The 13816-nt window shown below is 50.9% G+C and carries 10 protein-coding genes and 2 riboswitches; of the genes, 3 read left to right on the top strand and 7 right to left on the bottom strand.

Going from position 1 to position 13816, the window contains the following annotated elements; all coding sequences use genetic code 11:
* Positions 1–361: 361 nt before the first annotated feature.
* From KJS57_RS23055 to KJS57_RS23070, 4 genes are all read right to left on the bottom strand, one after another.
* A complete protein-coding gene (locus KJS57_RS23055) occupies positions 362–835 on the bottom strand; it encodes a C40 family peptidase (protein ID WP_244861681.1) in 474 nt (157 codons plus the stop codon).
* A gap of 4 nt (positions 836–839) precedes the next feature.
* Positions 840–976: riboswitch (cyclic di-AMP (ydaO/yuaA leader) on the bottom strand.
* Positions 977–1218: 242 nt separating this feature from the next.
* Positions 1219–1710 (bottom strand): C40 family peptidase, encoded by a 492-nt coding sequence (locus tag KJS57_RS23060; protein WP_211024655.1) that lies wholly within the window; start codon positions 1708–1710, stop codon positions 1219–1221.
* A 2-nt stretch (positions 1711–1712) separates the two neighbouring features.
* Positions 1713–1847: riboswitch (cyclic di-AMP (ydaO/yuaA leader) on the bottom strand.
* Positions 1848–2068: 221 nt separating this feature from the next.
* A complete protein-coding gene (locus KJS57_RS23065) occupies positions 2069–2899 on the bottom strand; it encodes a hypothetical protein (protein WP_213656492.1) in 831 nt (276 codons plus the stop codon).
* 67 nt (positions 2900–2966) lie between these two features.
* On the bottom strand, positions 2967–4964 hold the full coding sequence (locus KJS57_RS23070) for a M1 family metallopeptidase (RefSeq protein ID WP_213656493.1): 1998 nt from the start codon (positions 4962–4964) through the stop codon (positions 2967–2969).
* Between the two features lie 189 nt (positions 4965–5153).
* Here KJS57_RS23070 and KJS57_RS23075 point away from each other — a divergent pair, with 189 nt between their 5' ends.
* Complete coding sequence (locus KJS57_RS23075) at positions 5154–5678, top strand: YwhD family protein (protein WP_213656494.1); 525 nt, start codon at positions 5154–5156, stop codon at positions 5676–5678.
* Between the two features lie 96 nt (positions 5679–5774).
* Here the strand turns inward: KJS57_RS23075 and KJS57_RS23080 are convergent, their stop codons facing one another.
* From KJS57_RS23080 to KJS57_RS23090, 3 genes are all read right to left on the bottom strand, one after another.
* Positions 5775–6932 carry a copper amine oxidase N-terminal domain-containing protein gene (locus tag KJS57_RS23080; protein ID WP_213656495.1) on the bottom strand — a complete coding sequence of 386 codons (1158 nt, stop codon included), beginning with the start codon at positions 6930–6932 and terminating at the stop codon, positions 5775–5777.
* 453 nt (positions 6933–7385) lie between these two features.
* Positions 7386–9671, bottom strand: a complete 2286-nt coding sequence (locus tag KJS57_RS23085; protein ID WP_213656496.1) for a heavy metal translocating P-type ATPase — start codon at positions 9669–9671, stop codon at positions 7386–7388.
* Positions 9664–10047 (bottom strand): ArsR/SmtB family transcription factor, encoded by a 384-nt coding sequence (locus KJS57_RS23090; RefSeq protein ID WP_211024667.1) that lies wholly within the window; start codon positions 10045–10047, stop codon positions 9664–9666. Before KJS57_RS23090 ends, KJS57_RS23085 begins: the two co-directional genes overlap by 8 nt.
* A 250-nt stretch (positions 10048–10297) precedes the next feature.
* Between KJS57_RS23090 and KJS57_RS23095 the strand changes: the two genes are divergently transcribed.
* Both KJS57_RS23095 and KJS57_RS23100 read left to right on the top strand, forming a co-directional pair.
* Positions 10298–13039: a PAS domain-containing sensor histidine kinase gene (locus KJS57_RS23095; RefSeq protein WP_213656497.1), complete on the top strand. Its 2742-nt coding sequence runs from the start codon at positions 10298–10300 to the stop codon at positions 13037–13039.
* 32 nt (positions 13040–13071) lie between these two features.
* Positions 13072–13737 carry a response regulator transcription factor gene (locus tag KJS57_RS23100; protein ID WP_211024671.1) on the top strand — a complete coding sequence of 222 codons (666 nt, stop codon included), beginning with the start codon at positions 13072–13074 and terminating at the stop codon, positions 13735–13737.
* The last annotated feature ends 79 nt before the right edge of the window (positions 13738–13816 follow it).

The raw sequence follows: 13816 nt of genomic DNA on the forward strand, positions 1-13816 counted from the left end.
TATGGCTGTAGTTCTTTTTAACCTCACTCTAACGGGATTTTTATTGGTTGTAAAGGCTTTGTGGAGGAAGAGGGGCCAGAAATCGAAGGCAGGCAAAAAAAAATGCGTAAATTAAAAATTTCCTGTTTAGGCATCCGCATAACGGGTAAATTTTGGATATAGGGAAGATAGGATATGGAGTGTTAGAGAACGAGAACGGAAAAAATATTTTTGGAATGGGTTTTATCCAAGAAACCTTTTGATCGATTCCTTCGTTATATGAATAAGATGAAGGAAAGAAAAAAGACCGCGTTGATTCCGGCAAGAATCAAGTGCGGTCAAGCGAGCTGTTGAGGTGAGGGCCTCAGCCTATCAGGGGTGATCAGGATTCTTTGGCAAAGCTGGAATAGCTGTCTGCGCTCAAAATTCTTTTTGCCCCGACATAACGTGTTTTATAGTAAGTGTTGCTTAATTTGTCTGTTCTGATTCCTTTGGAAGAAGAGGCATGAGCGAATTTTCCGTCTCCCAGGTAGACGCCCACATGGGACACTTTACCTTTGCCCAGGGTGTTGAAGAATACGAGGTCTCCCGCTTTCAACTGGCTCTTGGCCACCGGGGTACCTTGCTTGTACTGGGCGGTAGAGACGCGGGCAAGATCGACGCCCATTTTCTTGAACACGTATCTTGTAAATCCGGAACAGTCAAAACCGTTGGTCGTGACGCCTCCGTATTTGTAAGGTGTTCCGTACACGGATTTAACGACGCTGGTCAATGTGGTGTCCGCAAAGGCACTTCCTGTCCCCATGGTGAACAAAATAGCTAAACTCGTTGCTGCTGCTGCGAATGTCTTTCTCAAGATGTTAAACTCCTTCCAAGGCCTGCGAGGTTAGCTTGAGGATTCGGTTGAAGGTTCCCTATGATCCCTATGTAACGAAATCAATTCACCCAATGTGGTTCCCCCGTTTCCCGGGTGCCGGGAATTCGGCTAGTCTTTGTTGAATGCACCCGAAAAATTACGACGTTACAACAGTGATTACAAAGTTGTTACCATTTACTCTGGTCATTTTACCAAACATCAACGCGGGTTTGCAAGTTTGTTTTGTTATTTTTGAATAAATAAGTTAATTTGTCCTGTATATCCCGTCCTCTCCGGGTAATGTTTCCTAGGACGACGGTTTAAATAAAAGAAAAAACCCGCAGATTGCGATCCATAAAGAATCTCTGCGGGCTTCATCGTTACTATTCTACATCATCATGATCTTGAGTATCGCTTGTAACTTCTTCGAACTTATCAGTGCTCATAATGCGCTTGGCGCCAACATAGCGCTCGACATAATATTTATCGCTCAATTTGCTGATGATAACTCCTTTGGAGGAGGAAGCATGAGCAAACTTGCCGTCACCGACGTAAACACCAACATGAGACACACCTTTGCCTGAAGTGTTGAAGAACACCAGATCGCCAGCGATCAGTTCTTTCTTCTCTACAGCGGTTCCCATCTTGTACTGGGAGCCTGATTGGTGCGGCAATTTAATTCCGATTTTCGAAAAGACATACATAGTGAATCCGGAACAGTCAAAGCCAGAGGTGGTAGTTCCGCCGGAAACATAATCGCTTCCCAGTGCTTTTTCAATCGTGGTGTCCAATTTGGAATCTGCGAAAGCGCTACCAGTTCCGATGGAGAAAAGTATTGCAAGACTTACGGCTGCTGCGGTTAACTGTTTTTTCAAGGAAATGCTCCTTCCAATGCCTACGAGGTTAGCTTAAGGATTCGGTTGAAGGTCCCCTATGATCCCTCTCTTGCGAGATCAATTCACCCAAAGTGGTTCCCCCGTTCCCCGTGAAGGGAATTCGGCTGTAATTTACACCTGACTACTTACTTATTCGACACCCAGCAGAAGACTCCTGCTAATAGTGACAAAAATAATTACAAAACTGTTACTGAAATTGTGCTGTTGTTATTGTAACAAAGGCCAGTATATTTTGGCAATGGTTATTTAGCGAGTTTGAGAGGGGAAAACGCAGGACAAGACCCCCGAATAAGCTCGGAGGCCTTGTGGCACAAGGAAGGATAAAGATGAAAAAAATTTAACTTTTTTGTGATTTGGTATGCCAAAGCTGATATTGAGAGGTTAGAGTCCAAATTTGAAATAGACTGCGAATGAAAGGATAGGTTTGTTGCAGAATTAAAGCAATCAGTCCTGTCCAAATCCAGGAGGCCGTTCCGAACAAAAGGAACAAGGCGGCGCCGGCAGCTCCGAGAATAAGGGAAATGGCGATCCCCGGCAATAGATACCTCATGCTCAGCATCAGGGAGCCCCATACGCCGGCCTTAAACAGATACCCGAACTGGGCGAACAACAGGATTTGCCGGACAAGCCAACCGTAAACCACCCACCCCAGCAAATATCCACAAAAGGTCAAAAGGGGAGCGAGCCTGTCGCCTGACGTAAGGAGACGGGGCAAGAGGGCGTATAGGTCCGGGACGATCCAAATTCCCGGCAGGGAGAGCAGCGCGAGCTCCAACAGAAAGAAGAGAGTGACGGGCTTCCAGAATTCCTTCATTCCCCGGAAGAAGGGAAGTCCGGACGCCCGGGTCTCGGCGGGAACCAGACCGTAGAGAATACCCGCCTGGAACAGCGGCGTCAGCAATAGACGGAGAACAATCATCCCGATTAGCAGCCAGAAATACTGGTGAATCTCCGGATTGTGCTTCAATTCGAATTGCCCTTCGATTAAGTATAGAATCCGGTTTAATTCATTCGGGGGCGTATCCGGGTACCTGGACAGTACGGCCACAACCGCCGAATGGATCAGACGGTACAGAAACAGCCCCCAGAGCAGCTGGTACAGGAACAGGATGATCACAGAGGGAAACTGGCTCCTGACAAGCCCCCATCCATTTCGTACATAGGTCATAACTTTCCCTCCTAAAAGTTTTGTGAGCATTACTGCTATGAATAAGCCTTATTCTTGTTCGTCCAGCCTACCAGACCAGAGTGCCAAGCAGGGCTTCCAGCAGCTTGGTGATGCTTAAAGAAGCACGTGTGCTGACAGGTTCCTTGACCTCGGCCTTAATAAAGTTGTTGATATGCTTGTTCTCAAGCACCAAGGAATACTCGGGATCCAAACGGACCCATTCCAGGGGTTCTTTATATTGCAGCTTCATCTGAACGCGATCGCCATCGCCATTCCACACCTTGTGGATCGTATGGCCATCCTTGAAGCTGAAGAGCAGCGGTATTTTGGAGGCCGTTCCTCCCTTGCGGCTGATTTCCACCTCAGACTCGTAAATCGTGCTCCCATCCTTGGTTACAGGAGTTACGGTAATGCGGTCTACAGAGAAATCGGCCATTTTACCATCATATATATATTGATTAAAATATGACTTCCAGCTCCGTCCGGTCGTCTGCTCGACAACCCGTTGAAAATCGGCCGTAGTCGGATGCTTGAATTTGTACTTCTGGGCATAGTTGTAGAGAATGCGCTTCATGGTCTTCGCCCCGACTTGGCGTTCGATATCCAACAAGACCAGTTTGCCGCGATAATAAGCGTTCTTGGCATAGGTATCTCCCGATCCGTATTTCCAGGCGGGTTGTGTCAGAGTAGCCGGAGAGGATATCAGCGCAGCCTGAATCGGCAGATTTGGCGCGATTCCGAACTCTTGCTCCATCAGTTTATCTTCAGCGTAGGAGGTAAAAGCTTCGTCCAGCCAAGCCTCTTCGAATTCATTGTTCGCGACCATGCCATAGAAGAACTGGTGTCCGATTTCGTGGATGACCGTCCGCTCCAATTCATCGTATCCCGGCGAGTCGCTGCCCGCTCCGAAGGCGGTGACGAGGGTAGGATACTCCATACCTCCCGCACCATTCCCTTCAATAGGAGGAACAACTACGGACAAGGTAGAGTAAGGATACCGTCCGTACCATTTACTGAAATTCATGAGGGCCACCTTGGCCGCATAAAAATAACGCTCCTTTAAATCCTTGTGCGCGGGATCCAGATAGAGCTTGATTCGGACGCCGGGAACCTCGGCCGAGGAAAATGGCTCTTCGGCATAAATGAAATCGGGGGAGGCGGACCAGGCGAAATCATGAACATCATCGGCGTAATATTGAACCGTTTTGCGGCCGTCTTTCAGGACTGCAGGCTTCGTCTGGAAGCCGGTCGCAGCCACGGTGTACGTCTCGGGAACATTAATGTTTACACTGTAGATACCAAAATCCGAGTAAAATTCCGAATTACCGTGATACTGATGCAGATTCCAGCCCTCAGCCGTTCGGCCGCGCGTTCCGGCGGGTTCGTACACACTTAGCTTCGGAAACCATTGACCTGCCATGACGAAATCGCCGGATGCGCCCATCCGGGCGAAGATTTTAGGCAGCTTCACGGTGAAGTTGATCTTCAACGTAATGCTCTCGCCGCCGCGGACCGTTACCGGCAGGCGGACCTTGGCAAGTGTCCGGTCATGCGTATTCCCGTCATCCGGCTGAACGAATTGAACCCGGTGAAGCAAGGATATGCCGTCCGTTGTCCGGATCTCGGTCAACTCCATGGCTCCCCATCCGTCCTTGGGCATGACGTCGCTGCGCAGCTTACCGCCGGATTCCTTCATAAAGGTAGAATTTGCGGAAGCAAAAGCATTGGGATATAGATGAAAATAAAGTTCATTGACGGCCTTTTTGCCGGGATGCGTCCAGGTCAGCGTTTCCGTGCCTGTCAGTGTGTTGTCCTGTTCATTAAGCTGGACCTGAATATGGTACTCTGAAATTCGGTCGCTCAGAATTTCCGCAGTAGGCTGTTGAATGCTTTCGGACTGGGGAAGCACGGGCCCGCTTTTTTGAGCGATTGCCTGGGGCTTGACCTTTTTGGGTGCGAAGGAAGTCTGTGTTGAAGGGCCCATACTCAGGGTATACCGGATCGTGCCGGCGATGAGGCACAGGGCAAGAATGGAAATGCCGAAGAATAAAGTTCGTCGGGTCATACAATGGATACCTCCCGTTGACAAGCATCTACAGCATGTATATGTTTGCATTTGGGAGATTATTAGCTAAAATTAAATTAAACTGCCAAGGGTTAAAACAGCCCTTTCGGCTGAAGCGAAATCGGCGGTTTAACTCCGCTTGGAATAGAAATTTAATTAAATTCAGATAGGTAACAATGGGAGGGACTCATGGACAACAACAATTCGAATTCGCAGAAGACGGGCAAGAAGATATTCGCCCTGAACATTATCAGCAATGAGGAGAAGAGTAAGCATAAGGGCTTTGGCGCCGGCTCCATCGACCTGAACAGCATGTCTCCGGTCATTATCGACGGGGATGAGGCTTATATCGATATCGGTGCGATGCACGCCAAGAGCAAGGTGGAGAAAGGTATCAAATTCTCGATGAACCGTGAAGATGTACCGGCCGGTCGCCAAGTTTGGGTCGTTTGGGTCGCGGTTGACCGTTCTCCCGAGGGCCAATTTTACGGCGGGATGACCGCCTGCGAAATGTGGATCGATACTGAAGCACGCCGCGGATGGAAAATTCTTGCCGATCACGTCAACAAAATGGACTACGCGTTGAAACGCCGGTTCATTTTGGACGGTTTGTCCGCTGAGCAAAGAGGCGCTCTTAAGAAGCTGCTGATCGAGACAAACCAGGAATGGTGGGACCGTTCTTCGGATGAACTGAAAACGTCATTGGAATCTTAAGAGTTAATAGTTCCACCCGGGGATGGCCGGGTACGATCAAACAGCGGTACACGCGCAGTTGCGCGTTGTACCGCTGTTTTTTTGTAAGAATGATTTTTACTTGGAAAGATCGTAGGTCATCGTAACCGCTTCGGAACCGAAATAAGACAGATGCCATTTAAATTTCAATTGGTCCCCGGTTCGGCTGATATACTTCAACCCGTCGCCAACACCGAATTCATCGTTTTGGATCCGGTCGATGACGTCCTTGTCCAGCAGGTCGAGATAGATGGACTTTGTCTTGCCCGAGCTTCGGTCAACCAGCAGCAGAGTCCCCGTAGAGTAAGGACGGATCAGCAAAAAGTCGGCTTCTATGGCTTCCAGACTGTAGACGTCATCCGGGCCACCGAACTTCTCGAGATCAATGCTCTCGGCGAGCTTTCCGTCGGGTGTGACGAGTTCGGCGACCTGGCCGTCATTGAGGATGATTTTGCCGTCATACGTTAGTACGTCTTTTTCCAGATTAATAGAAGAAGGCCCGCCATAAGACATGCTCGTCTGACGGACGATGGAGCCGTTATGCAATATAGCACGATACCGTCCATCAAAGATGTGCGGCTCTCCGTAACTATTATAAATGTTCACCACATAGGTGGAATCGTTGATTTTATGGGCATCCATAGCCAGCCAATCGGGGTGTTCGACCTGAATGGTGCCGGTTCGGACGGGGAGTTGGCCACTGGAGCCTGCGTATAATACGCCTTTTTCACGGTTTAGCCAGAACAGCTTGTCTCCGGCTTGGGCCATGACGTACTTAGAGGAATAAACATAAGTGATTTCCTGTTTGCCGGACGGCGTGATTGAAATTCCGAACAGTTTCGCAAAAAGAGAAGCCGGTACATAGGTGACGCCTTGCTTAATTAGCACAGGAGCTCCGAGGGATACGGTGACGTTATTTTTGCCCGTGGCGCTTGCGCTGCCCGCTTTCAATTTGGCATACTGAGTGACCCCGGTGAGTTCTAACGCCTTAGTTGCATGGTTGTAGGTGAGTTGAAGATCGAAGAGATATGTCGCATCTCTCAAAGGAATATAAAGTTGACCGGATTGTTTGAAGGGCTTATGCTCCAGCGCTCGGGTAGTTTTTTGATTGACGGAGTCGGTTGCGGCTACCGCGGACTGTGGCGCCAGGCGGGGAATGCTTCCCGAAGCCATCGTGACGGTCAGGATTAGAGCGACAGCTGCAGCCTTTGCGACGGTCGATTTTGAGTTTTTCATTTGAAAAGCCTCCTTTACAACTATATGAACGCCTCAGGCCTAGGAAAAGTTGTGGTTTTATAGATGAAATTGGAAAATAACGGAACGGTCCCAACATCTAAGGTCCATGATCTATTGCCTGGCGTCCCTATGACGGTAAGATCCTAGAAGTCTCATAAGGGCACTTCATTTGCATGCCCAATAGATGGATTTCCTACAGCTAATTTGCTTGAAAAAAAGAAAAAGAAATAAATAACTGGAAAACCTACAGTTATTTGGGCCCCAAAGCTGCAAATTTGCACTTCGGGCCTGAATTAACTGCAGGATTTCCAGCTAAATAAGAAAATTAGTGGAGTTGATGAAAATTAGCTGTAGGTTTTCCAGTTAATTAATCTGCTTGGTGCTGAGAATGCTTAATGGGACGTTTAGTTGAGGGAGAAGTCTTAGTCGTTGTTGGATGAGAACTAAACTCCCCTACTTATCTTTGCCCAGCAGGACGGTCAGTCCAAGCAAGGTTACGAGGATCGTCGCGCCCATGTCCGACATGACGGCAATCCATAGCGTCAGCCAGCCGGGAATGGTTAAGAGCAAGGCGATCAGCTTCAGCGTCAGGGAGATGCCGATATTCCAGCGGATGACTCGGCTGGCCTGTCTCGCGACGGAAATGGCGCCCGGCAGCTTGCCGAGGTGATCCTGCATCAGGACAATATCGGCGGTTTCCACCGCGCTGTCCGTTCCTTTACCCATGGCGATGCCGAGGCTTGAAGCGGCAAGCGCGGGCGCGTCGTTGATGCCGTCGCCGACCATCGCGACATTCCACTTGGCGGAAAGCTCGCGAATCCGCTCGACCTTTTGCTCCGGGAGCAGGCCTGCGTACCAGTCGGTGACGCCGGCTTTGGCGGCGACCGCCCGGGCGGAACCGGCATGGTCCCCCGTCAGCATGACGGTGTGGGCGATGCCGTTGCGGTGCAGCCGCGCGATGACGTCCGGACTCTCCGGACGGAGCTCGTCGGCGAGGCCGAACAGGCCGAGCACGCGGCGGCTATCGGCCGCCAGCACGACGGTGAGGCCGTCCTCCTTCAGGCGGGCCAGGTCTCCCGCGACCTGGCTCCGGTCGGCCGCCGGCAGGGCGAGCAGCTCGAGTACTTCCTCGCTGCCGACCCAGTACTGCGTGCCGTCGATGTCTCCGGACAGACCGACGCCGGGGAGCGTCGTCAGCCCGGAAGGCTTCGGCAGCGCAGCTCTGGCAAGACCGCCGGCTTCAACCTGCCGCACGATCGCCTCGGCGAGGGGATGCAGCGAGCCGGTCTCCATGGCTCCCGCGATGCGGTAGAACCGTTCCGAATCGTACACGACCTCGCGGATGACGGCGGGACGGCCCATGGTCAGAGTGCCGGTTTTGTCAAAAGCGATGGCATTGATCTTCCCGAGCTGCTCCAGATGAATCCCGCCCTTGACGAGCACGCCGTTCCGGGCGCTGCGGGTCATGCCGCTGACCAGCGCAATCGGCGACGAGAGCACCAGCGAGCAAGGGCAGCCGACGATCAGGATCGCAAGTCCTTCGTAGAGCCATTTCATCCAAGGCTGGCCGAAAAGCAGCGGAGGCACAAGGATGACAAGCGCGGCAATGGCCATAATGGCCGGCGTATAATACTTGGCGAACTTATCGATGAACAGTTCGGTCGGTGTCTTGGTATCCTGGGCTTCCTGCACCAGGTGCATAATTTTAGCCAGCGAGGAGTCCTCGTAAGCTGCCTCGACTCTTATCTTCAGCAATCCCTCGGCATTGACGCTCCCGCCGAAGACGGATGCCCCCGGCTTCTTCGGCACCGGGATCGATTCGCCCGTAATTGCCGCCTCATTCACTGCGCTATGTCCCTCCACAACGGAGCCATCCGAAGGGATCTTCTCGCCGGGACGGACCAGCACAAGGTCTCCGATCCGAAGCTGTGTGATCGGAACCGTCACCTCGCGTCCGTCCTGTACAAGGACAGCCTGTTTCGGGGCCGCATCCAGCAGCGCTTCCATCGATTTGCGGGCCCGGCTCATCCCGTACCCTTCCAGAAGCTCATTCAAACCGAACAGAATCGCGACAAGCGTCGCTTCCTTCCATTCACCGATCAGAGAGGCACCGACCAGCGCGACGGTCATCAGGGTATCCATGTTGAATTTAAGACGGAACAGATTGCGGAGCCCCCGTATAAAGGTGGAGTAGCCGCTTAGTACAATAGAAACAATGTACATCAGGATAATGGCGTTCCCGGGAATCCGGGTATCGAGAATGAACGTAGCGGCGTAGAGCACGGCCGAGATGGTCAGCAGCCATTGGCCGATTCGGCCTTCACCTTCGCCATGACTATGTCCATGGCTGTGTCCGTGACTATCCGCATTTTCATGCTCATGCCCATGTTCGTCCCCATGCTCATGTCCGTGTTTGTGGTCATGTCCTGAGTGCTTGTGACCGGCCTTTGCCGTAGTCCCACTTCCCTTATCGGTGCCGCCGGCTGTAGATGGAGTTACCAATGAGGCACCGTCTCCGCTCAATATTCGTTGTACCCGTTGCAAATCCACTTCCGGCCGGACCAGCAGGCGGCTGCTGTTAAACAGCAAAGCGGCATCTTTCCCGTGATCCAGCTTTTGAATCTCTTCCTGCATTTCGCGTGCGCAATTGGCGCAGGACAAGCCCTGAACCTTATATTCCCTGCGGGAATCCCCATTCGGCAACCCGGCTGTCTTCGGGGCGGAGTCCTGGTTATTCATGCTCGTTCCTCTCCTTTTGATGCTCCAGCGTCATCGTAATGAGCGTCTCGATATGATGGTCTTTCAGCGAATAGAATACATTCTTCCCATCCTTGCGGGATTTTGCGATTTCCATGAGCTTTAGCTGGCGGAGATGGTGGGAGGCGGTGGCGACCGAACTGCCTAATACAGCGGCGATATCGCACACGCAGCATTCCTGTCCCCGGAGCAGCAAATAGGCGATCTTCATCCGATTGGGGTCGGATAATGCCTTGAAGATTTGTACCATGCCCATGATGTCGTCTTCTTGCAAAGATTCACGAAGTTGGTCCGTACGGGCCGAATCGCCGCAACCATGCTCGCAAATCTCTTCAATCGTTTCCAGATCTGATCCCATAAGTCTCCTCCTCTCTATTTTATTGATATTCAAATGAGTGTTTGATTGTTTAAGGCCATTATACGACTTTCCCTCATCATATTCAAATGCTCACTTGAATGTCCATAAACAGTCCAAAATTTGTTATTGTTTTTATTCTTCGGCAATCTTAGCAATTCAGGGGTTCAGGCCGATAAACAATTTATAAGTAACGAAAAGTTAGTTGTCCCGTCGGAGTGTAAGTCATCTTGGTAGTAAGGGGGAGGCCAACTTGAACAGCCTAATCTACGTAATCATTACCCTAATTTTTTTAATTGCTTTGTTAGCGGTAATCGGATTCTTTCAAAAATGCCTCGGTCGGGTTCGCAAAGAGCTGGAGGACGCGGGCCAACGGATCAGTCTGCTTGAAAATATGCTGCACAATATAGATGTGGGTACCTGGTCTTATGACGACCGGCAAAAAAGGGTCATCTTTACGTCCAGAGCATTTATGAAGATTACAGGGTTTACACCGGAGAATTTCAGGAGCAAAATGGCCTGGGAAAAAATCGTTCATCCGGAAGATGCCAGTCATTTCAGTGAATTGGCTGCCGGTTTGCGCAAAGGCATATCCGACTCCAGTGAGTATAGGATCATTCACGCCGACGGCGGGATTCGTTGGGTAGAGGTCCGGGTCATTCCGAGCATCAATGAGCACGGCCAATTAGTCCGTTTGGACGGCATGGTGCTGGATATCACCGACAAGAAAAAGGCAGAGCGGGAGCTGAAGAAGAGCGAGGACAGATTTTCCAGGCTAATCGAGCTCGTTCCCCACCCGACGATTGTGCAGAGAAATGAGCGGTTTCTTTATGCTAACCCTGCCGGTCTGCAATTAATGGGCTTCGATACGCTGGAAGAGATGTTCGGTCAGGAAATCTTCCGGATCCTCCCTCCGCATGAATGGAGTAAAGCCAGAAACAGAATCCGTGCCATTGTGCAGGAGGAATCTGGAGAACCGGTTGAATATCAGGTGATCGGACAAAACGGTCAATTGATCCATGCCGAGGTATCAGGTATTTATGATGCGCATACGGATTCGACCGTACACGTCTTTTACGATATTACCGAACGCAAGAAGATCGAGGTTGCCCTAAAAGAAAGCATGGAGAGGTATCGCAGGCTCGTAGAGTTGTCTCCTGTAGCGATCGCATTATGCCACAACGGCATTATAGTCTTCGTAAACCCTGCCGGAATGCAAATCCTAGGTGCCGAGCTTGCCAGTGTGGTCGGGACGACTCCATGGGATTGGGTCATCGAGGAAGATATGGAGCGTTGCAGAGACCTGTTTAGAAATGTGATGGAGAAAGGCACTTTACCCCCGGAGGAAATTACACTGGTTCGGACGGACGGGGAAAAGGTCGAGGCGCGGGTGGTCGGAATATTCGATGCGTCGAACTCGACGGTGGAGATTGTTTTCGAGGATATTACCTCGCGGAAGCAGGCGGAACGCGCATTGCTGGCAAGCGAGGAATTAAACCGCCAGCTTGTGGAACTATCCCCGATTTCGATTCTTCTTCATCAGGACAGCATTATTACCTATGCCAACCCTGCAAGCGCCGCGCTTTACGGTGCGAAGGATGAGAGCGAGGTTATCGGGCTCACCGCTTGGGGGATATTGGGGAGGGAAAATTACGAAGAGATCATGGCCGCCCAAGGACCTCAAGACATCTTTGAGCTGGGGGGCAATCCGATGACTCAATATAAATTAGTTTGTTTGAACGGCGATGTGATTGAGGTAGAGGCAGTGACCACGGCGCTTCCTCATCTCGGGAAAACGGCAATGACCTTGGCTTGGGATATCACTTCGCGAAAAAAAGCCGAGGTAGAGAGATGGAATGCCGAGCAGTTGATTCGGCAGAGCGAAGACCGTTATTTCCGGCTGCAAACCAGTCTGGACCAATTTTCATCCGATCTTTTCGGCGTGATCAAGGTAGATGAATTAAACAGCCGGCTGGTGAGGGAAGTCCGGCAGGTGCTCGGCACCGGCAAGGTCGGCCTGTTGAGGGCGGATGCCGAGGGACTGGTGGTCGTGACGCATGGCTGTCCGGAAGTTCCCGATGAAGTGCTGCAGAGCATCCGGGAACATGGTCCCGACAGGCTCCCTTTATGCAGGCTGTTCGACACGCTCGAGGGGCACTATGTGAAAATCGGGGAAGTCAATGGGGAGAGCAGAATTCTTTGCGTAGGAGTAAGCACAGCCCGGTTAATCGAACAGGCCCCAAGGGTTTGGCTAGAGACACTATCGCGTTATGTTAGCGTTTTGTATGATAATTTCCGCGTTATTGAGGATTTAAAAAGGAATGTGGACCTGTTAGCCTCGGGGCGGGTGATGCCGCAGTGGTTGCTGAGATTTATATTTCATCTGTCCGAAAATGAGCGAAAGCGGTTGTCCCAGGACCTTCATGATGCGGCGCTGCAAGAGCAGATTGTCTGGTATCACAGGTTGAATCAGCTCACCCTGGATACCGGGCTGCCCGTCCAATATCGGCGGCAGTTGGCAGAAATCGAGCAGGGGTTGCTTGACGTCATTTACCAGATCAGGATTACTTGCAATGAGTTAAGACCTCCGCTGCTTAAGGAAGAAGGCCTGGAGCGGTCCCTGGAAACGCTGTTCGAATTTGCGCAGTTGCGTACCAACTACGCGATCCATTTTGACTACTCCGATCTCGGCTATGCCATCCACGATGATATTATTATCGGCTTGTACCGGATCGTTCAGGAAATGTTGGCTAACGCGACGAAGCACTCCAATGCGTCCCGGGTAACCATTAAAATGTATTCCGGCAACGATGAGATTTATTTGGAATATGAAGATAACGGCGTCGGGATGGATGTGGGAACAACGATCAATACGTTTAACAGTATGGGGATCTACGGAATGAAAGAGCGGGTTCGCGGAATGGATGGACAGATTGAGTTTCTCTCAACACCGGAAGAAGGATTGTCCATAAGGATCTCTATTCCTGCCCGGTAGCTAAAGAAGACTGGAAGAAGGGGTGTTCAGTGATGGTCCATATTTTGCTGGTGGATGATCATCCTTCGGTCATGGCAGGTACCAAGGTACTGCTGGAACAGGAAGGAGATATGGTTGTGGCAAACGCCGAGACGGTAGAGAAGGCGCTGGAGCTCGTCCGTCAAAACCATTACGACTTGATGCTGCTCGATCTTCATATGCCGAAAATGAACGGAATTGACTTGGCCAAGCAAATCATTGCGATCAGGCCGGAGGCCGTAATATTGATTTATACGGGATTTGAGTTTACCAACCATTTTAATCTCATGATGGAGGCGGGGATTTCGGGATTCGTCCTGAAAACGGCGAGCAAAGAGCAGCTTGTGACCGCGGTACGATGCGCCTTAAGGGGTGAGGCGGTGCTGCCGTTGTCCCTGGTCCGGCAAATGAGAAGAGTCTCCGCGCAGGAGACCGAGAAGACGAGCGGCCTGGAAACGGGTGTGGTGACGGGCAAGGAATATGATATTTTAAAGCAAATAGCCAGAGGCAAAAGCAATAAAGCCATCGCCGAAAATCTTCTGGTAAGTCAGCGATCCCTGGAATACAGCTTAACGAGCTTGTTCCACAAGCTGGGCGTTAAATCGCGAATTGAAGCCGCCATGAAGGCAAAGACGATGGGATTGCTGTCCGATTCGGACTTTTCGAATCCGCCGGTCTAATATATTATTGATTTCAGGCCCCGTTTGGGGCCCTTTTTCTATGGGAAGGTTACAGATGACGGGTAATAAATATGCTAGA

It is taken from the genome of Paenibacillus vini (genome assembly GCF_018403325.1).
GTDB classification, from domain to species: Bacteria; Bacillota; Bacilli; order Paenibacillales; family Paenibacillaceae; genus Fontibacillus; species Fontibacillus vini.